Here is a 19282-nt window from a genome sequence, read left to right on the forward strand (position 1 = left end):
GTACGGACGGACAGGACGGGGCGGGCGACGGTGGCAGGCGCGGCACGACGGCGCGACGGGAACGTCACGCGGGAGCGGATGCTGGAGGAGGCGACGGCGGCCATCGCCGAGGACGGTCTCGCCTCGCTCACCATGGCGGCGCTGGCGGAACGGCTCGGCACGAGCGGCGGCCACATCCTGTACTACTTCGGCAGCAAGGACCTGCTGCTCCTCGCCGCCCTCCGCTGGAGCGAGGGGCGGCTCGCAGAGGAGCGGAAGGAGCTCCTGGCCCGGCGGATCACCGCCGAGCGGAAGCTCGACCTCTTCCTGCGCCTGTACCTGCCGCGCGAGCCGCGCGATCCGCGCTGGACCCTCTGGATCGAACTGTGGGCCCGCACGCCCGGGAACGCCGCGCTCCGCGAGGCCCAGGACGAACTGGACCGGGGCTGGCAGCGGGACCTGGAGGCGCTGCTCTCGGCGGGCGTCGCGCGGAAGCGCTTCGCCCCGGCGGACGTTCCGGCCCGCGCTTCCGAACTCCTGGCGCTCCTCGACGGGTTGAGCACGCGGGTGGTCATCGGACAGGAGGCCGGCCGGGATCCCCGGCCGGCCCTGGACGCCGCCCGCGCCGCCGCGCGCATCCTGGTCCCGCCTTACGACTCCCCTGCGAGTGGGTCGAGTTGACGGACCGTCATCCTCGGTAGGCCTCCAGGAGGCGCAGCCAGGCCTCGCTCAGCGTCGGGTAGGACGGCACCGCGTGCCAGAGGCGGGCGATGGGCACCTCGCCGGCGACCGCGACGGTCGCCGAGTGGAGCAGCTCGCCGATGCCCGGCCCCACGAAGGTGACGCCGAGGAGGACCTCCCGTTCGAGGTCGACGACCATCCGGGCCTGGCCGCGGTACCCCTGGGCGTACAGCCCCGCGCCCGCGACCTGCCGCATGTCGAGGTCGACGGCCCTGACCCGGTGTCCGGCGCGCTCGGCCTCGGCGAGCGAGAGGCCCACGGCCGCCGCCTCGGGGTCGCAGAAGACGACCTGCGGGACGGCGGCGTGGTCCGCGGTGGCCGCGTGCGCGCCCCACGGGGCGGTGTCCAGGAGCGGGGAGCCGTCCGCGCGGGCCGCGATGGCGGCGCCCGCGATCCGCGCCTGGTACTTGCCCTGGTGGGTGAGCAGGGCTCGGTGGTTGACGTCGCCGACGGCGTACAGCCAGTCGGTCCCGGAGACCCTCAGGCTGTCGTCGACGTCGAGCCACGAGCCGGGGGCGAGGCCCACGGTCTCCAGGCCGAGGTCCTCGGTGCGCGGGGCCCGTCCGGTGGCGAACAGCACCTCGTCGCCCTCGACGTGGTCGCCGCCCTCCAGGACCACGGTGACCGGCCCCGTGCCCCCGTCGCGTACCACCGCGGAGACCGAGACGCCGGTACGGACGTCGGCGCCGCGCGCCGTGAGGGCCTCGGCGACCCGCTCGCCGACGAACGGCTCCATGCGCGGCAGCAGCCCCCCGCCCCGTACGAGCATCGTCACGTGCGCGCCGAGGGCCTGCCAGGCGGTGGCCATCTCCACGCCGACGACGCCGCCGCCGACCACCACGAGCCGTTCCGGCACGCGGTCGGAGCTGGTCGCCTCCCGGCTCGTCCAGGGGCGGGCTCCGGCGAGGCCCGGGAGGTCGGGGAGGACGGCGCGGCTGCCCGTGCACACGGCGACGGCGTGCCGGGCGGTGAGCACGTGGTGCTCGCCCTCGGGTCCGGTGACGGTGACGCGGCGGGGGCCGCTCAGCCGGCCGTGGCCGCGGTGGACCCGTACGCCGATGGAATCCAGCCAGTCCACCTGGCCGTCGTCCTTCCAGTGGCCGACGGTGGCGTCCCGGTGGGCGAGGACCTCCATCGCGTCGAGCGGCCCGTACACCGCCTCGCGCAGGCCGGGGACCTTGCGCGCGTCGGAGCGGGCGAGGGCGGGGCGGAGCAGCGCCTTGCTGGGCATGCAGGCCCAGTACGAGCACTCGCCGCCGATCAGCTCGCTCTCGACGATCGCGGCGCTCAGCCCGGCCGCGCGCACCCGGTCGACGACGTTCTCGCCCACCGGGCCCGCGCCGATCACCACGACGTCGTAGTCGTGCGTACGTCCGTGATGGCCCCCTTGCCCCTGCCCTTGCCTCCGGACCTGCTCCCGGGTCTCCGCCTGCTCGTGGCCTTCTCCGGGCCCCTGCTCCACCGTTCGTGTCATGGTTCCCAGTCTGGTGGCAGCGGCCCGGAATAGCGCGGCTCGATACGCCGTTGTGCCGGGCGAGTCCCCAGGGGACCGTGAGGACACCACCGGAGACCGTGAAAGGCAGGCGGCATGAGCACCGTAGAGCTCACCAAGGACAACTTCGACGAGGTCGTGAGCGGGAACGAGTTCGTCCTCATCGACTTCTGGGCTTCCTGGTGCGGCCCGTGCCGTCAGTTCGCCCCGGTCTTCGAAGCAGCGTCGGAGCGCCACCAGGACCTCGTCTTCGCGAAGGTCGACACGGAGGCGCAGCAGGAGCTGGCGGCCGCCTTCGAGATCCGGTCCATCCCGACCCTGATGATCGTCCGGGACAACGTGGCCGTGTTCGCGCAGCCGGGTGCGCTGCCGGAGGCCGCGCTGGAGGACGTGATCGGGCAGGCGCGCAAGCTGGACATGGACGAGGTGCGCAAGGCCGTGGAGGCGCAGCGACAGGCGCAGTGAGCCCGGTCCGCCGCGGACGGAGGGGTACGGGACCGGGTCCCGTACCCCTTTCGCGTACGACCGGGACGTGACGTGCGGTCGGGAGGCGCGGGGGCTCGGGCGTCGCGCCGGGGTTCAGGCGCGGGCCGCCGGGCGGGCCAGGGCCGTGAGGCCGAGGTCGAGTTCGCGTCCGTCGACGAGCAGGGCCTCGACCGTGTGCGTCTCCGGGTCGATGTCGGCGACGACGCCGTGCCCCTCGTAGATCGGATAGCCCGACTCGCCGCGTCGGCCGGTCGCCTCGACGACCGCCGTGCGGACGGCGCTGTCCGCGACGGACGCGCCGCCGCGGTCCTCGACGTGCTCGGGGACCAGGAGGATCTCGAAACGCTTCACGACAGTGCTCATGGACCGACGCTAAGCGGTCAGCCGGACTCCCGCCGGACGACCCGCGAGGCGAGCAGCGAGCGGGACACGGTGGGGGCGTCGGGCTCCCGGACGGCCCGGTCGACCAGGTCGGCGAGCTCCCGGCCGAGGACCATGTCGATGCTGACGGTGCTGAGCCGGGGCCGCAGCAGCCGCCCGAGGAGCAGGTCGTCGGCGCCGATGACGGCCGTCTCGTCCGGGACGCCGATCCCCGCGTCCTGCAGGGCGCGCATGAGGAGCATCGCGTACTCGTCGTTGTACGCGAAGACGGCGTCCAGACGCAGGTCCCGCCAGCGCGCGGCGAGCGCCTCCGCCGACTCCTCGTCGTACCGGAGCGGCAGGGGTACGACCTCGGCCCCGACGCCCTCGGCGGCGCGGCGGGCCCCGTCGAGCCGGGGCCCGGAGAACATCGCGAGGCCCGGCTCCTCCGGCATGACGACGCCGATGCGGCGCCGCCCGGTCCCGACGAGGTGCGCGGCGGCGACCTCGCCGACCCGGCTCTGGTCCCAGAGGAGGGTGTGGGCCCCCGCGACCCGCGCGCTGCCGAGGGTGACGACGGCGCGGGCGCCCGAGCGCTTGAGGATCTCGACGCCCTGCGCGGTGAGCTGGACGCCGCCGAGGGAGACGACGGCGACGGGGCGCAGCTCGGCCCAGGCACGGGCGGCCCCGTCGGCGTCGAGGCCGGCGCTGGCGTACTGCACGACCGTGTAGTCGAGTCGGCGCAGCGCCCCCTGGAGGTCGTCGAGGAACCGGCTGTAGAGGGGCCCTACCGGTACGTGCGAGGCGGGAAGCAGGACCATGCGGCTGTGGCCGGCGCGCAGACTGCGGGCGGCCGCGTGGGGGACGTATCCGAGCTCCTCGGCCGCCTCGCGGACCCGGCGTCGGGTGGGTTCGCTGATGCGGACGGCCGCGGTGTTGTTCAGGACGTAGCTGACGGTGGCCCGGGAGACGCCCGCGAGGCGGGCGACGTCGGCGCTGGTGGGCACGGCCCGCCCTGCGGGGCGCCCGGCGGAGGCGGCGCGCGGTGCCTCGGCGGGCGCGGGGTCGGCGGGCGTCGCGGGGTCGGCGGGGGGCTCGGTTGGCTGGCTCATCGCTCCGGCATCTTTCCAGAACGGTCCGGTACGAGGTCTGGCGGATGGCCGGAATCGGGTGCTACACAGTGCTCACACCCGAACTGACACGTGTCAATCGTGTCACCCGACTCCCCCAGGAGGGCACCGTGGCCCTTTCCTCCCGCGGCACCGGCGCGTCCGGTTCGCCGGGCTCCCCCGGCTCCCCCGGCGCCCTCTCCGCGGCACGGCCGACGCGGGGCCTGCTGCCGCTGCTCCTCGCCGGGAACACCACGATGTACGCGCTGTACATCGGCGTGGCGGGCGTGCTCCTCGCGCTCCAGGTCGAGTCGGTGGACCCGGCCGAGAAGGTGGCGAACCTCGGTCTCGTCTCCGGTGTGTCGGCGATCTTCGCCACCGTCTTCAACCCGGTCGCCGGCGCCCTCTCCGACCGCTCGGGCCGTCGGAACCCGTGGATCCTCGCGGGTGGTCTGCTCGCCCTGCCCGTGATGCTGCTGCTCGGATCGGTGCACACGATCCTGCTGATCGTCATCGCCTGGTGCCTCGGGCAGGCGGTCATGAACGTCTACCAGGCGGCGCTGACCTCCGTCGTCCCCGACCGCGTCCCCCTCGCCTCGCGGGGCAGGGCCTCGGCGGCCGTCGGCCTCGGACTGCCGGTCGGTTCCACCGTCGGCGCGCTCGTCGGCGCGGCCTTCTCGGAGGACTACCGCACCGGTTACCTCGTCTTCGGCGCGCTCGTCGCCGTCACCGCCGTCCTGTTCACCGCCTGCGCCCGCGAGGAGCGCATGCCCCCGAAGGCCCCGGCGCCCCTGCGTCGGCAGATCGCCGCCTTCGGCAGCGCGCTCGGGGACCACGACTTCCGGTGGGCCTTCATCGGCCGGGCGCTGCTCGTCCTCGGCTACTTCGCGGTGGCCGGATTCCAGCTGTACATCGTCCAGGACAGGACCGAGCTGCCGACCGGGCTCACGGCCGAGGAGGCCGTGGCGGTCCTCACCCCGGTCGGTGCGGTCGCCATGGTGGTCTCGACCGTGCTCGGCGGCTGGCTCTCCGACCGCCACGACCGGCGCAAGCTGTTCGTCGGCGCCTCCGCCGCACTCGCCGCACTCGCGCTCCTCGTCCCGGCCGTATCGACGAGCTGGACCGCGATGCTGCTCTTCGCCGTCCTCAACGGACTCGGTTTCGGCTGCTACATGGCCGTCGACACGGCCCTGGTGACCATGGTGCTGCCGGCCGCGGAGGACGCGGCCCGTGACATGGGCGTCCTCAACATCGCCAACGCCGGGCCGCAGATCGTCGCCCCCTTCGTGGCCTCGGTCATCGTCTCCCTGAGCGGCGGCTACACCGCGCTGTTCGTCTTCGCCGCCGCGCTGTCGGTGCTCGGCGCGCTCGCCGTTCGGCCCATCCGCTCCGTACGGTGACGGTGAAGGTGGCGGAGGCGGAGGCGGAGGTGGAGGCGGTGACGGAACCGCACCCGCGTAAGGGATCTGACGTACCGTTCAGGCATGGACGACACGTCGATGGAATCCTCGATGGTGGGACTGCCCGGCCGGGTCACCGGCACCGTCGGGCCCGGTCTCGTCGGTGAGGTGATCGTCCGGATCAGAGGCGGGGCCGAGCACTTCCTCGCGTACGCCGCCTCGCCGAAGGAGCGGATCGAGGTCGGCACGGTGGTGATGGTCATGGAACATCTCCCTCCGCGCACCGTCTATGTCACAGCCGCGTACGACGGTTGACCGGACCGTTGAGTCGCGCCCCCGCCGGGCGCACACTCCCTTCACCGGACCCGCACGGTTCCGGTGAAGGGGGATCCGGCCCATGGGCATCGGCTTGTTGGCGGGCGCCGTTCTCGGTGCGCTCGTCGTCCTGATCGGTCTGTTCAAACTGATGTGGCGCGTCGCGGAACCCAACGAGGCGCTGATCATCTCCGGCTCCAACCACAAGAACGAGGGCCTCGGCGACGGCATGGGGTTCCGCATCGTCACGGGCCGCGGCACGCTCGTCGTGCCGGGCGTCCAGGCGGTGCGCAAGCTCTCGCTCGACCTCAACGAGACCCAGCTGTCCGTCGAATGCGTCACCCACCAGGGCATTCCGCTCAAGGTGCGGGGCGTGGTGATCTTCAAGGTGGGCGACGACTTCGTGTCGATCGCCAACGCCGCCCGCCGCTTCCTGGACCAGCAGAAGCTGATGAGCGAGCGCGTGCACATCGTCTTCGCCGGTCATCTCCGCGCCATCGTCGGCGGGTTGACCGTGGAGGACATGATCCGTGACCGGGAGAAGCTGACCGGACAGGCCCGTTCGGCCTGTGGCACGGAGATGGAGAAGCTCGGCCTGATCGTCGACTCGCTGCAGATCCACGAGATCGAGGACCCGACCGGGTACATCAAGAACCTGGCCGCCCCGCACGCGGCCGCCGTCCAGCGGGACGCGCGGATCGCGCAGGCCGAGGCGAACCGGCGGGCGACCGAGGCCGAGCAGCAGGCCGCGGCGCGTATGTCGGAGGCGACCCGCGACAGCGAGATCCTCCAGGCGGGCTACCAGGCCGAGCGGGACCAGGCGTCCGCGCGGGCCCGGCAGGCCGGCCCGCTGGCCGATGCCGCCTCCCGTCAGGAGGTCGTCGTCCAGGAGACCCGCGTCGCCGAACTGGAGGGCCTGCGCAAGGAGCAGCAGCTCCAGGCGGAGGTCCGCAAGCCCGCCGACGCGGCGGCGTACGAGACCCGGACGCTGGCCGCCGCCGAGCGCGACGCCCGGATCTCGGCGGCCGAGGCCGAGGCGAAGGAGACCGAGCTGGCGAGCGCGGCGATGGCGACGGCGACCCGGCTCACCGGTGAGGCGGAGGCCGCGGCGGCGCACGCCAAGGGTCTGGCGGTGGCCGAGGCGACCCGGGCGAAGGGCCTGGCCGAGGCCGAGGCGATCAAGGCGCGGGCGGCGGCGCTCGCGGAGAACCAGGAGGCGGTGGTCGCACAGCAGCTGGCCGAGAACTGGCCGGAGATCGTCGCCGCGGGCGCCTCGGCGTTCGGCAACGTCGACCAGATGGTGCTCCTGAACGGCGCCGACGGCATGGCGGACGTGTTCGCCAAGGCCCTGACGATGGGCGGCACCGGTCTGGGTCTGGCTCGCCGCCTCCTGGCGACGATGAACCAGGACGGCACCGAACGTCTCGACGTCGAACGGCTCGGCGCGGTACCGCCGCCCGCTCCCCGGTCGCCCGAAGCGGGCACGGAGATCGCGGTCGGCGACGCGTAGGAAGGGGTACGGAACGGAGCTTCGGTACGGGGCGGGGCCCGGCGCCACGACGGCGCCGGGCCCCGATCATGTCCGGTGAACTCCCCTGCCCTCAGCCTCAGTTGTGGCCGAACCGGGGTTGCTTGCGGTGGGACGGCTGCTCGATGACGGACCTCGGAGCCTCGTGGGCGGGCGCGGCTCCGGATGCCTTCTCCTTGGCGGCCGACGCCGTACGGTGCTCGTGGCCGCCGGTGCGGGCGCCCTTGTTCACCCGCGTCTGTTTCTTGCTCACGATCGCGCCTCCCGTGACGGGACTCGGGCGGGGGTGGGTCCGCCTCGTCCCCTCAGCCTCGCACGGGGGCCGGGGGGTGTCTTGTCGATCAGGGCGGCGCGCTCGGCGCGCGCCCCCGGAGGCCCGCACCGGGGCCCGCACGTCAGCGCGGGACGCCCTCCAGGGCGCGCGTGAACGCGGCGCGGGTCGGGCTGTCCGCGGCCCGGTCGAGGACGCCGAAGACGACCTCGTCGAAGTGCCCGGCGAAGCGTCCGGCCCCCGTGAGGTGGTCCAGGAAGGCCCCGGCGACGACGGCCGGGTCGTTTCGGAAGACGCCGCAGCCCCAGGCCCCCAGGACGAGCCGGCGGTAGCCGCACGCGGCCGCGGTCTCCAGGACCCGTTCGGCGCGGGCGGCGAGGGCGGCCGGGATCCGGTCGGCGAGTTCGGGGGTGTTGCGGCGCACCGCGCCCGCGTTCGGCGCGGGCGAGGTGAGGAAGCCGACGGTGAAGGGCTCGGCGAGCAGCGCCCCGCGGTCGTCGCGGAAGACCGGCACGCGGGGCGAGTGGATGACGCGGTCGGTGTAGAGGGTGTCCCGCTGGGCGCGGTGGTGCTCGTAGTAGTCGGGGGCGCGCAGCAGCGTCACGTACAGCGCGGAGGAGCGGCAGAGCGCCTCCTCCTGGGCCTGGGCGCCGTTGAGGTAGCCGCCGCCGGGGTTGCGGGCCGAGGCGAAGGTGAGGACGGCGACCGGCCGGGTGGGGTCGGCGGTGACCATGCGCCGGGCGGCGGCGAGGCTGCTCTCGCCGGTGACCTCGAGCGTGGTCGTACGGTCGGTGTCGGGGGCGACGGGTACGGGCCCGGGGCCGTACAGGCGGGTTCCGGCCAGGGCCGCCGCCAGGTCGTCCGCGAACGAGACGGCTCCGCCGTCGGGGGTCCGGTAGCCGCCCCGGGCCACGATCTCCTCGGTCTGCCGCGCGATCTCGCGCAGTCGTGCACTCATACGGACCAGCATGATCGTTTCCCCCGGGGCGGGACAAAGGGTTTTCCGCGGCGGGCGGCGCCCCGGCAGACGGGCGGCCACCCGGCCGGCGACCGCCGGATTCCGGCCCGGCGGAGGCACCGGCGGGGCACACGGGGCGCGCCCGGGGCCGCCGAGGCGCTCTTGCACGCCGCCCGGCGGTGGCTTTAGGTGGAAGCAGCGGCTTTCCGGAACCCGTCCCCGAGGACACAGGAGGTGCACGGATGTCGTCGAGCGGCATACCGCGTGGCGGCCCGCCCCTCACCGAGGAGGAGGCGGAGGACCTGCTGCGGTGCATCTGCTTCAAGACCGGCCCGCCCCGTACGGTCGGCGCCGAGCTGGAGTGGCTCGTGCACGATCTGCGGGACCCGCGCACCCCCGTCCGGCCGTCCCGGGTCGCGGCGGCCCTCGACACCGTACGGACGCTGCCGCTGGTGTCGGCCCTCACCTTCGAACCCGGCGGGCAGCTGGAGCTCAGCTCGCGTCCGGCCGGCTCCCTCATGGAGTGCCTCGACTCGCTCGCCGCCGATCTGCGCGCCGTCCGGGCGGCGCTCGGCCCGCTCGGCCTGACCCTCAGCGGCTACGGGGTCGACCCCTGGAACGCGCGCCACGAGCGGGTGCTGCTGGAGCCGCGGTACGACGCGATGGAGACCGCCCTCGACCGGAACGGGCCCGCCGGGCGGGCCATGATGTGCGACTCGGCGTCCGTGCAGGTCTGCCTCGACGCCGGATACGAGGAGCCGGGACCGCTCGGTCTGCACCGGCGGTGGCAGCTCGCGCACCTGCTCGGCGCGGTGCTGGTGGCGGCCTTCGCCAACTCCCCGCAGCACGGAGGGCGCCGCACCGGCTGGCGCTCGACCCGGCAGTCCCTGTGGGCGGACCTCGACCCGGTCCGCACGCTCGCGCCGCCGACGGACGGCGAGCCGCGCGCCGGGTGGGCCGCGCACGCGCTGGACACGCCGGTGCTGTGCGTGCGGTCCGACGACGGTCCGTGGGCGGTGCCGGAGGGGCTGACGTTCCGCGACTGGCTCCGCACCGGGGGCCCCCGGCCGGCCACGGAGGAGGACCTGCGCTACCACGTGACGACGCTGTTCCCGCCGGTACGGCCACGGGGACACCTGGAGCTGCGGATGATCGACGCGCAGCCGGGCCTGGACGGCTGGATGGTGCCGGTCGCGGTGACCACGGCGGTGTTCGACGACGCGTGGGCGGCGGAGACCATCTACCGGGCGGTGAAGCCGCTGGCCGAGTGGGCGGGCCCCGATCCCGCGCCGCGCAATCCGCTGTGGGTGGCGGCGGCCCGCGACGGGCTCACCGATCCGGTGCTGCGCGCGGCGGCCGGGACCGTCTTCGAGGCGGCGCGGGAGGCGCTGCCCCGGATCGGCGCGAGCCCCGAGGTGTGCCGCGCGGTGGCCGCCTATCACGAACGGTACGTGACCGCCGGGAGCACCCCGGCCGACGAACTCCAGGTGGTGACGTCATGACGGAGACCGGGACGCGGACCGGGACGCAGACCGAGTCGGAGACCGAGGCGCGGACGGCGACGGAGACCGAGGCGGCAACGGCGCCCGGGCTCGATCCGGAGGCGCTGCGGTCCCGCGCCCTCGACGCCCTGACCGTGGCGCGGGCCCGCACCGCGCTGCTGACCTCCTGCGTGGACGACGGCGAGCTCACCGCTCAGCACTCCCCGTTGATGTCGCCGCTCGTCTGGGACCTGGCGCACATCGGGAACCAGGAGGAGCAGTGGTTGTGGCGGGCGGTGGCGGGCGGGGAGGCGCTGCGGCCCGAGATCGACTCGCTGTACGACGCGTTCGAGCACCCGCGGGCGAGCCGCCCGTCGCTGCCGCTGCTCGCGCCGGGCGAGGCGCGGGCCTACGCCGCCGACGTACGGACGCGGGTGCTCGACGTACTGGAGAGCGCCCCGCTGGAGGGGCGCCCGCTGGTGGACGCGGCCTTCGCGTTCGGGATGATCGCCCAGCACGAGCAGCAGCACGACGAGACGATGCTGATCACCCATCAGCTGCGCAGGGGACCGGCGGCGCTGACGGCTCCGCCGCCCCCGGCGGCGCGGTCGGGCGGGCCGCTCGCCGCCGAAGTCCTCGTGCCCGGCGGGCCGTTCACGATGGGCACCTCGGACGAGCCGTGGGCGCTCGACAACGAACGCCCGGCGCACCACCGGGTCGTCCCCGCCTTCCACATCGACACGGTGCCGGTCACCAACGGGGCGTACCAGGCGTTCATCGCCGACGGCGGGTACACGGACCGGCGCTGGTGGCGGCCCGAGGGCTGGGAGCAGATCCGGGAGCACGGCATCGGGGCGCCGCTGTTCTGGCGCCGCGACGGCGGGCAGTGGCTGCGCCGCCGGTTCGGGGTGACCGAGCCGGTGCCGGAGGACGAGCCGGTGCTGCACGTGAGCTGGTACGAGGCCGACGCGTACGCGCGCTGGGCGGGCCGGCGGCTGCCCACGGAGGCCGAGTGGGAGAAGGCCGCCCGCCACGACCCGGCGACCGGCCGGTCCCGCCGCTATCCGTGGGGCGACGCCGACCCGGGCCCCGAGCACGCCAACCTCGGGCAGCGGCACCTGCGGCCCGCGCCCGTCGGCAGCTACCCGGAGGGCGCCTCGCCCCTCGGCGTACGGCAGCTGATCGGCGACGTGTGGGAGTGGACGGCGAGCGACTTCCTGCCGTACCCGGGCTTCCGGGCCTTCCCGTACCGGGAGTACTCGGAGGTCTTCTTCGGTCCCGCGCACAAGGTGCTGCGGGGAGGGTCGTTCGCGGTGGACCCGGTGGCCTGCCGGGGCACCTTCCGCAACTGGGACCTGCCGGTGCGGCGCCAGATCTTCTCCGGCTTCCGCACGGCGCGCTGCGCGGAGCTCGACTGATGTGCCGTCACCTCGCCTATGCGGGCGAGCCGGTGACGCTGGGCGAGCTGCTGGTCCGGCCGGATCACAGCCTGGTGCACCAGTCCTGGGCGCCGCTCACGCAGGCGAGCGGGATCGTGAACGCCGACGGCTTCGGCGTCGGCTGGTACGCGGAGGGCGACCCGGTCCCGGCCCGCTACCGCAGGGCGGGGCCGATCTGGGGCGACCTGACGTTCACGGACCTCGCCCGGGTGGTACGGACCGGGGCCCTGCTCGGCGCCGTCCGCAGCGCCACGCTGCCGGGGGCCGACGGGGAGGCCGCCGCCGCGCCCTTCTCCGCCGGGCCCTGGCTGTTCAGCCACAACGGCGCCGTGCCGGGGTGGCCGCAGCCGCTGGTCTCCCTGGCGGCGACGCTGCCGGCCGGGGAGCTGCTGGCCCTGGAGGCGCGGACCGACTCGGCGTTGCTGTGGGCCCTGGTGCTGCACCGGCTGCGGGCCGGGGACGCACCGGGCGACGCCCTCGCCGCCACCGTGCGGGAGGCCGCCGAGGCGGTCCCCGACGCCCGGCTGAACCTGCTGCTGACCGACGGCTCCACGATCGCGGCCACCGCCTGGGGCGACAGCCTCTCGTACCTGGCCGTCCCGGGCCGCGCGGTCGTGGCCTCGGAGCCGTACGACGACGATCCGCGGTGGCGGCGCGTGCCCGAGCACACGCTCGTCGTCGCGACCCGCGCCGACGTCACCCTCACCCCGCTCAAGGAGCCCTCCGCGTGAGCCCGTTCCAGCTGACCCGCACCCTCGCCCCCGACGCCGCGGACGCGGACCTGCGCGCCGACGTCCTGCACGGGCTGACCCGCTCCCCCAAGACGCTGCCGCCGAAGTGGTTCTACGACGCCCGGGGCAGCGAGCTGTTCGAGGAGATCACCCGGCTGCCCGAGTACTACCCGACGCGGGCGGAGCGGGAGATCCTCGCCGCCCGGGCGCCGGAGATCGCCGCCGTGACCGGCGCCAGGACCCTGGTGGAGCTCGGCTCGGGCTCCTCGGAGAAGACCCGGTTCCTGATCGACGCCCTGCTGCCGGGCCTGGACAGCTACGTGCCGGTGGACGTGAGCGAGACGGCGCTGACGGGGGCGGCCGAGTCGCTGCTCGCGGAGCGGCCGGAGCTGCGGGTGCACGCCCTGGTCGCCGACTTCACGCGGGGCCTGGCGCTGCCGGGGACGCCGGGGCCCCGCCTGGTGGCCTTCCTCGGGGGCACGATCGGGAACCTCCTGCCCGGCGAGCGGCGGACGTTCCTGCGCTCGGTGCGGGCGATGCTGAGTCCGGGCGACGCGCTGCTGCTCGGCACGGACCTGGTGAAGGACGAGGCGACCCTGGTGGCCGCGTACGACGACGCGGCCGGGGTGACGGCGGCCTTCAACAAGAACGTGCTGGCCGTCGTCGACCGGGAGCTGGGCGCGGACGCGCATCCGGACGACTTCGACCACGTGGCGGTGTGGGACCCGGAGCGGGAGTGGATCGAGATGCGGCTGCGGGCCCGGCACGCGCTCGCCGTGAAGATCCGGGAGCTGGATCTCGTGGTGCCGTTCGCGGCGGGCGAGGAGCTGCGGACGGAGGTGTCCGCGAAGTTCCGTCAGGAGGGCGTCCGCGAGGAGCTGGCGGAGGCGGGCCTCGGGCTGGAGCACTGGTGGACCGACGAGAAGGGGCGGTTCGCGCTGTCGCTGGCGACGGCCCGCTGAGCAGGGACCGTGGTGGCCCGTCCGGTCCCGACAGCCCCTCCTGCGCCGACAGCCCCTCCTGTCCCGGCGGCCTGTCCCGTCCCGACGGCCCGTTCCGCCGCGGCGGCCAGTGACCTGCGGTCGGTGTGCGCGTGGGCGGGCAGCGGGTCGAGGACCCGGACGGTGGCCGTGAGGCGGCGCGCGGAGACCACCCGCCAGAGGGAGGCGGCGAGCGGGTCGTCCGCGACGTACGCCGCCGTGTCCGTGGGCCGGTAGTCGATCCGTACGGGGAGCACGTCGCGGCCGCTGTCCAGAGCCGCCTGGAACGGGGCGGGGCGGAACCGGCCGCCGGTGCGGCCGCACCACGTCGACCCCTCGGGGAAGACGACGACCCGGCCGCCGGAGGCGAGGACCCCGGCCATCGCGGCGACCGTACCGGGCAGGCTCCGCAGCCGGTCCCGGGCGATGAAGAGCGTCCCGCCGAGCGCCGCGACCGGCCCGAGGACCGGCCAGCGGCGCACCTCCGCCTTGGCGACCATCCGGCCGGGCAGCACGGCCGCGAGGAGCGGGACGTCGAGCCAGGACACGTGGTTGGCGACGACCAGGCCCGGCTCCGTCGCCGGGCGCCCCGGCGCGGCCTCGTACCGGACGCGCACGCCGAAGGCGCGGACGACGGCGCGGACCCAGCGGCGTACGAGGGCGTGGCGGGCCGCCGCCGGGAGGAGCCCGGCGACGGGGGCGAGGAGGAGCCCCACGAGGAAGACACCGAGCCCGGCGAGGAGCCGGGCGACGGCCCGCGCCGGACGGACTCCCGGCGTGGGGGCCCGGAGGGCCGGCGTGGGGGTGCCGGGTTCCGGCGCAGTGGGGTCGGGCGCTGCGGGGTCGGGGTCCGGGTGGGTGGTGCACCGGCCCGGGGTGCAGGGCGCCGTGGGGAGCCACGGCGAGAGGGCCGTGGGCCCGTTCACCGCGCGGGGACGAGCGACAGGAAGTGGCGGAGGTAGCGGGGGTCGGTGCGGCGCAGCGAGAGGAGGACGAAGAGGTCCGCGACGCCGAAGTCGGGGTCGTGGGCGGGCGCGCCGCAGACCTGGGCGCCGAGCCGCAGGTAGCCGCGCAGGAGCGGGGGCAGCGGGGTGCGGCCCTCGGGCCGGGCGACGCCGGCGGGGTTCCACAGCTTGTGCGGGGTGACCCAGTGCTCCTCGGGGGCGAGGTGCTTCGCCTTGACGGTGTCCCAGGTGGCCGCGGCGAGCGCGCCGCCGTCGGCGAGCGGGAGGGAGCAGCAGCCGGCGAGCCAGTTGTGGCCGGTGCGGGTCATGTAGCGGGCGAGACCGGCCCAGATGAGGGCGATGACGGCGCCGTTGCGGTGGGCGGGGTGGACGCAGGAGCGGCCCACCTCGACGAGGTCGTGGCGCAGGGGGGCGAGGCGGGAGAGGTCGAACTCGCTCTCGGAGTAGAGGCGTCCGGCGACCGCTGCCCGCTCGGGCGGCAGGATCCGGTAGGTGCCGACGACCTCGCCGGTGCTCTCCTCGCGTACGAGCAGGTGGTCGCAGTACGCGTCGAAGGCGTCGCTGTCGAGGCCCGGCTCGGGGCCGTCGAGGCGGGCGCCCATCTCGCCGGCGAAGACGAGGTGGCGCAGCCGCTGGGCGGCGCGGACGTCCTCCTGGTGGGCGGCGATCTCGACGACGTACCGGGGCAGCGGTTCGGCCTCGCCGGGGCCGGGCCGGGCGGGTACGGAGAGGATCGGGACGAGCGCGGGGGCAGGGCGGGCCGGGGCGGGTGCGGGGGCAGGGCGGGCCGGGACGGGCGTGGGGGCGGTGGCCGGCGCGGGCGACGGTGCGGGCATGTGGGACTCCTCCGGCGTACGGAAAAGGCGGGGAACCGCGCCGGGCCGCGAGCGGTGCGAACCCGGCTCCCTACTTCTTCCGTCGCCGGCTGGATTCGACGTGACCGTCCGGCGGATCGCGGGTGTGCGAAGGCTGAACCTATGCGGCGCTGTCCCCTCGCTCCCCTCCCACGTCCCCCTTACGTCCCCCTCGCACGACCTACTCGGCGAGGGTCTCCGTGATCGCCCGGGACGCCCTCTGCGCGGCCTCGACCGGGTCCTCGCCCTGGAGCACCGCCGTCATGTACGGCTTGATCGGGTTGTCCGCCTCGACGTCCGCCCACTGCGGGGAGTTGGGCGTGGCACGGCCGCGGGCGGCGCCCCTGGCCATGACGGCGGTGGCCTCCTGGCCCCGTACGACGGAGGCGAGCCCCTTCTTGTTGGGCACGTAGCCCATGGCGCGGGCGAGTTCGGTCTGCCACTTCTCGCCTGCGAGCGCCTTGACGACGTCGAGGGCGGCGGCGCGCTCGGGCGCGTTCTCCGGGATGATCAGGTCCGAGCCGCCGGTGAAGACGACGCACGGCTGGCCGGGCTTCTTGCCGGGGATCGGGAAGTAGCCGAGCTTGCCCTCCAGGGCGGGGTTCGCCTTCAGGATGGCGGGGACGTTGTTGGGCGTGGCGATGATCTGGGCGACGTCGCCCCGGGCGAAGACGCCGGTCTGCGGCGGGTTCTGCTCGTCGGCGTTCTTGGGGCCGTCGCCGAGGGCCTGGAGCTCCTTGTAGAAGCTCATGCCGCGCTGTGCGGCCGGGGAGGCGAGTGCGCCGGTCCACTCGCCGCCCCGGTCGTCCGCGAGTTCGCCGCCCTCGTCCCAGATGAAGCCCGCGAGGGTGTACCAGTCCTGTCCGGCGAGGTAGATGCCCTGGTTGCCGCCCTCGTTCAGCTTCTCGGTGTCGGCGAGCCAGGCCTCGCGGGTGGCCGGGGGCTTGTCGATGCCGGCCTCGGCGAAGAGGTCCTTGTTGTAGATGACGATGCGGTTCGCCGCGTACAGGGGGATGCCGTACTGCGCTCCGTTGATGCTGCCGGGCTGGGCGAGGCCGGGCAGCCAGTCCTCGCTGCCGAGGTCGCGGACGGACTCCAGGGTGAGGTCGAAGAGCTTGTCGGTGTCCGCGTACTGGGCGACCTGGGTGTTGCCGACCTCGATCACGTCGGGTCCGCCGGGACCCTGGATGGCCTCGGTGACCTTCTTCCCGATGCCGGTCCAGTCCTGGATGGTGAACTCCAGCTCGACGTCGTCGTGCTCGGCTTCGAAGGCCTCGGTGAAGCGGGTGAGGAAGTCCTCGCTGACACTGTCCCGCATGAGCCAGATGGTGACCGTGCGGGTCTGGTTCCCGGCGCCCGGCAGCAGGCCGCACCCGGCGAGCGCGAGCGCGGTGGCGGCTGCGAGGGGGCTGGCGAGACGGCGGTTCTTCACGGAGGTCACCTTCTGCGGGCGCGCACGAGGGGGAGTGCGGGCATAGGGGGCTGACCCGACGTGGGGGGACCGAACGGGTTGTTCGCACGGGTGTGGTGGCCAGGATTCTGGTCTGGACCAACGGAGTGGTCAAGTCCTTGACCATCCCGTCACCGTCCACGCCCCGTCCACGTCACCGCCCGCGTCCCGTCCACGTCACCGTCCCCGGGTGGCCGATCCCGACCATTACCGGCGGTAGCGACGGGCCGCGGCGCCCGGCCCGACCGTCCGGCCTCCGTGTCGCGCGCCGCCGCCCACTGGGGCACGGTGGAGGGACCGTACCGAGAGGAGTTCGGCCCCCATGTCGAATCACACCTACCGCGTCACCGAGATCGTCGGCACCTCCACCGAGGGCCTCGACCAGGCCATCCGCAACGGCATCGACCGCGCCTCGCAGACCCTGCGCGGCCTGGACTGGTTCGAGGTGACCCAGGTCCGCGGCCACATCGTCGACGGCTCGATCGAGCACTTCCAGGTCGGTCTGAAGGTCGGCTTCCGCCTGGAGGACGGCGACTGACGCCTCTGCGCGCCCGTACGGTCCCGGGCCCGGGCTCCGCACCGCGCCCCTGCCCCGCCCCCGCCCTCAGGTGCGGCCTTCGCGCTCCTGGGCTTCCTTCAGCTCCTCGGACGGGGTCGCCCAGCGGGCGCGCACCACCGCGAACCCGGCCTCCTCGGCCGCCTCGCAGACCAGTTCGTCGTCGTCGACGAGCATCCGCACCTCGCGGTCCGCGGCGAGACGGCGCAGGATCTCCACCTTGGTCACCCGGGCGGGCCGGAAGTCGCGGTTGCGCCTCATGTGGATGCGCCCCTCCGGAAGGGACTGCGCGGCCAGCCACTCCTCGGTGTCCCGACGGCAGCGCTCAGGCCGCCCGGTGAGGTACACGACCTCGCACTCCTCCGCGGCCTCGCGGCACAGCAGGACGCCCTCCGTCAGCGGCGGGTCGTCCGGCGCCGCCGCGAAGAAGGCGTTCCAGTCGCGGGGCCTGCGCTCCAGGAAGTGCTGCCGGTGCGCGGTCGCGGCCAGGGTGTTGTCGAGGTCGAAGACGGCCAGCGGCCGGTTGTCGTCGCGTGTCACGGCCCCCAGCGTAGGAGCCGGGTCCGACACCGTACGGCGGTGACCCGCGGTGGCACGCGCGCGGGTCATGCGGTCCGGGCCACCCGCGGTGGCCCGGCGACGACGTGAACGCGCCCCGGCTCAGGACCCGCCCACCGCGAGTTCGCCGCTCAGCTTGCCGTGGAGGTCGGCGCTCGCGGTGTTGAGGCCGGTGATCTCCACAGTCTTGCCCCGCTGGGCGTACCGGGTCTCGACGGCGTCGAGGGCGGCGACGGAGGACGCGTCCCAGATGTGGGCGGCGCTCAGGTCGACGACGACGCGCTTCGGGTCGCCCGCGTAGTCGAAGCGGCCGACCAGGTCGTTGGAGGAGGCGAAGAAGAGCGCTCCGGTGACGCGGTAGACGACGGTGCCGCCGTCGGGGTCGGTGACTGCGGTGACGTCGGCCAGGTGGGCGACCCGCTTGGCGAAGATCACCATGGCGGTGACCGAGCCGGTGACGACGCCGACGGCGAGGTTGTGCGTGGCGACGACGGCCACGACCGTGATCACCATGACGGCGATCTCCCCGGCGGGCATCCGCTTGAGCGTCTTCGGCGCGACGGAGTGCCAGTCGAAGGTCGCGAAGCACACCATGACCATGACGGCGACCAGCGCGGCCATGGGGATGTCGGAGACGACCGGTCCGAAGACGACGCAGAGCACCATCAGGAAGGCGCCGGCGAGGAAGGTGGACAGGCGGGTGCGGGCGCCGGAGACCTTCACGTTGATCATCGTCTGGCCGATCATGGCGCAGCCGCCCATGCCGCCGAAGAAGCCGGTGACGATGTTGGCGATGCCCTGGCCGATCGACTCGCGGGTCTTGTTCGAGCGGGTGTCGGTGAGGTCGTCGACGAGCTTCGCCGTCATCAGCGACTCCATCAGGCCGACCAGCGCCATGGCGAAGGCGTACGGCGCGATCGTCGTCAGCGTCTCCAGGGTGAAGGGCACGTCCGGCAGGCCGGGCACCGGCAGGGAGGACGGCAGCTCGCCCTTGTCGCCGACGGTCGGCACGGCGATGCCCGCCGCGACCGTGATCACGGTGAGGATCGCGATCGAGACGAGCGGGGCGGGCACCGCGGCCGTGACCCGCGGGAAGAACACCAGCAGCGCCAGCCCCGCGCCGACGAGCGGGTACACGGCCCAGGGGACGTCGGTCATCTCCGGGATCTGGGCCATGAAGACGAGGATGGCGAGCGAGTTGACGAAGCCGACCATGACGGACCGCGGGATGAACCGCATCAGCTTCGCCACGCCGAGCGCCCCCAGGGCGACCTGGAAGACCCCGGCGAGGATCACCGCCGCGACGAGGTGACCGAGGCCGTGCTCGCGGTTCAGCGGGGCGATCACCAGCGCGACGGCGCCGGTCGCCGCCGAGATCATCGCCCGCCGTCCGCCGACGACCGCGATCGTCACGGCCATGGTGAAGGAGGCGAAGAGACCGAGGGCGGGATCGACGCCGGCGATGATCGAGAACGAGATCGCCTCGGGGATGAGGGCGAGGGCGACGACGAGACCGGCCAGGACCTCGGTCCGCCAGACCTTGGGGTCGGAGAGCCAGTCGGGCTTCAGGCCGCGCGCACGCGCGGCCGGGGAGACGGCGGAAGCAGCGGAGGGCAAGGGAGCGGGAAC

At 74.3% G+C, this 19282-nt stretch carries 20 protein-coding genes; 10 read left to right on the plus strand and 10 right to left on the minus strand.

The window, feature by feature from the left end; genetic code table 11:
- Window positions 1-30: 30 nt before the first annotated feature.
- Window positions 31-660 (plus strand): TetR/AcrR family transcriptional regulator, encoded by a 630-nt coding sequence (locus ACWDVG_RS20225; protein ID WP_451700651.1) that lies wholly within the window; start codon window positions 31-33, stop codon window positions 658-660.
- Between the two features lie 7 nt (window positions 661-667).
- Here the strand turns inward: ACWDVG_RS20225 and ACWDVG_RS20230 are convergent, their stop codons facing one another.
- On the minus strand, window positions 668-2194 hold the full coding sequence (locus ACWDVG_RS20230; protein WP_451700652.1) for a dihydrolipoyl dehydrogenase family protein: 1527 nt from the start codon (window positions 2192-2194) through the stop codon (window positions 668-670).
- A 114-nt stretch (window positions 2195-2308) separates the two neighbouring features.
- Here ACWDVG_RS20230 and trxA point away from each other — a divergent pair, with 114 nt between their 5' ends.
- A complete protein-coding gene (gene trxA, locus ACWDVG_RS20235; RefSeq protein ID WP_451700653.1) occupies window positions 2309-2677 on the plus strand; it encodes a thioredoxin in 369 nt (122 codons plus the stop codon).
- A gap of 114 nt (window positions 2678-2791) precedes the next feature.
- Here trxA and ACWDVG_RS20240 read toward each other — a convergent pair whose 3' ends face one another.
- Both ACWDVG_RS20240 and ACWDVG_RS20245 read right to left on the minus strand, forming a co-directional pair.
- Complete coding sequence (locus ACWDVG_RS20240) at window positions 2792-3061, minus strand: hypothetical protein (protein WP_451700654.1); 270 nt, start codon at window positions 3059-3061, stop codon at window positions 2792-2794.
- Between the two features lie 17 nt (window positions 3062-3078).
- On the minus strand, window positions 3079-4170 hold the full coding sequence (locus ACWDVG_RS20245) for a LacI family DNA-binding transcriptional regulator (RefSeq protein WP_451700655.1): 1092 nt from the start codon (window positions 4168-4170) through the stop codon (window positions 3079-3081).
- 128 nt (window positions 4171-4298) lie between these two features.
- Between ACWDVG_RS20245 and ACWDVG_RS20250 the strand changes: the two genes are divergently transcribed.
- The 3 genes from ACWDVG_RS20250 to ACWDVG_RS20260 all read left to right on the plus strand — a co-directional run bounded on the left by ACWDVG_RS20250 (window position 4299) and on the right by ACWDVG_RS20260 (window position 7392).
- Window positions 4299-5567 (plus strand): MFS transporter, encoded by a 1269-nt coding sequence (locus tag ACWDVG_RS20250; protein WP_451700657.1) that lies wholly within the window; start codon window positions 4299-4301, stop codon window positions 5565-5567.
- A gap of 111 nt (window positions 5568-5678) precedes the next feature.
- Entirely contained in the window at window positions 5679-5882 is a 204-nt protein-coding gene (locus ACWDVG_RS20255; RefSeq protein ID WP_451700692.1) for a hypothetical protein, read from the plus strand.
- A gap of 82 nt (window positions 5883-5964) precedes the next feature.
- Entirely contained in the window at window positions 5965-7392 is a 1428-nt protein-coding gene (locus ACWDVG_RS20260) for a flotillin family protein (protein ID WP_451700658.1), read from the plus strand.
- Between the two features lie 97 nt (window positions 7393-7489).
- On the opposite strand, the gene ACWDVG_RS20265 is transcribed toward ACWDVG_RS20260, so the two are convergent.
- Entirely contained in the window at window positions 7490-7663 is a 174-nt protein-coding gene (locus tag ACWDVG_RS20265) for a hypothetical protein (RefSeq protein WP_451700659.1), read from the minus strand.
- Between the two features lie 142 nt (window positions 7664-7805).
- A complete protein-coding gene (locus ACWDVG_RS20270) occupies window positions 7806-8639 on the minus strand; it encodes a TIGR02452 family protein (RefSeq protein ID WP_451700660.1) in 834 nt (277 codons plus the stop codon).
- A 242-nt stretch (window positions 8640-8881) separates the two neighbouring features.
- Here ACWDVG_RS20270 and egtA point away from each other — a divergent pair, with 242 nt between their 5' ends.
- The 4 genes from egtA to egtD are packed head-to-tail and all read left to right on the plus strand — an operon-like array spanning window position 8882 to window position 13252.
- Window positions 8882-10141, plus strand: coding sequence for an ergothioneine biosynthesis glutamate--cysteine ligase EgtA (egtA, locus tag ACWDVG_RS20275; RefSeq protein WP_451700661.1), 1260 nt, complete (start codon window positions 8882-8884; stop codon window positions 10139-10141).
- Window positions 10138-11538 (plus strand): ergothioneine biosynthesis protein EgtB, encoded by a 1401-nt coding sequence (gene egtB / locus ACWDVG_RS20280; protein WP_451700662.1) that lies wholly within the window; start codon window positions 10138-10140, stop codon window positions 11536-11538. Before egtA ends, egtB begins: the two co-directional genes overlap by 4 nt.
- A complete protein-coding gene (egtC, locus tag ACWDVG_RS20285; RefSeq protein WP_451700663.1) occupies window positions 11538-12290 on the plus strand; it encodes an ergothioneine biosynthesis protein EgtC in 753 nt (250 codons plus the stop codon). Before egtB ends, egtC begins: the two co-directional genes overlap by 1 nt.
- Window positions 12287-13252 carry an L-histidine N(alpha)-methyltransferase gene (gene egtD, locus ACWDVG_RS20290; RefSeq protein WP_451700664.1) on the plus strand — a complete coding sequence of 322 codons (966 nt, stop codon included), beginning with the start codon at window positions 12287-12289 and terminating at the stop codon, window positions 13250-13252. The genes egtC and egtD overlap by 4 nt, the downstream gene beginning before the upstream one ends.
- Here egtD and ACWDVG_RS20295 read toward each other — a convergent pair.
- From ACWDVG_RS20295 to ACWDVG_RS20305, 3 genes are all read right to left on the minus strand, one after another.
- Window positions 13147-14196 carry a lysophospholipid acyltransferase family protein gene (locus ACWDVG_RS20295; RefSeq protein ID WP_451700665.1) on the minus strand — a complete coding sequence of 350 codons (1050 nt, stop codon included), beginning with the start codon at window positions 14194-14196 and terminating at the stop codon, window positions 13147-13149. The two genes, egtD and ACWDVG_RS20295, sit on opposite strands and share 106 nt — an antisense overlap.
- Window positions 14193-15071: a GNAT family N-acetyltransferase gene (locus ACWDVG_RS20300; protein ID WP_451700666.1), complete on the minus strand. Its 879-nt coding sequence runs from the start codon at window positions 15069-15071 to the stop codon at window positions 14193-14195. Before ACWDVG_RS20300 ends, ACWDVG_RS20295 begins: the two co-directional genes overlap by 4 nt.
- 199 nt (window positions 15072-15270) lie before the next feature.
- The gene (locus ACWDVG_RS20305) at window positions 15271-16521 is read right to left on the minus strand and encodes an extracellular solute-binding protein (protein WP_451700667.1); all 1251 of its coding nucleotides are present in this window, start codon (window positions 16519-16521) and stop codon (window positions 15271-15273) included.
- A gap of 340 nt (window positions 16522-16861) precedes the next feature.
- Here ACWDVG_RS20305 and ACWDVG_RS20310 point away from each other — a divergent pair, with 340 nt between their 5' ends.
- Entirely contained in the window at window positions 16862-17077 is a 216-nt protein-coding gene (locus ACWDVG_RS20310; protein ID WP_451700669.1) for a dodecin, read from the plus strand.
- A 66-nt stretch (window positions 17078-17143) separates the two neighbouring features.
- Here the strand turns inward: ACWDVG_RS20310 and ACWDVG_RS20315 are convergent, their stop codons facing one another.
- A complete protein-coding gene (locus ACWDVG_RS20315) occupies window positions 17144-17635 on the minus strand; it encodes a phosphatase domain-containing protein (protein WP_451700670.1) in 492 nt (163 codons plus the stop codon).
- 120 nt (window positions 17636-17755) lie between these two features.
- Window positions 17756-19270 (minus strand): SulP family inorganic anion transporter, encoded by a 1515-nt coding sequence (locus ACWDVG_RS20320; RefSeq protein ID WP_451700671.1) that lies wholly within the window; start codon window positions 19268-19270, stop codon window positions 17756-17758.
- Window positions 19271-19282 lie beyond the last annotated feature (12 nt).

The sequence above is a fragment of the Streptomyces sp. NPDC003327 genome (genome assembly GCF_053589515.1).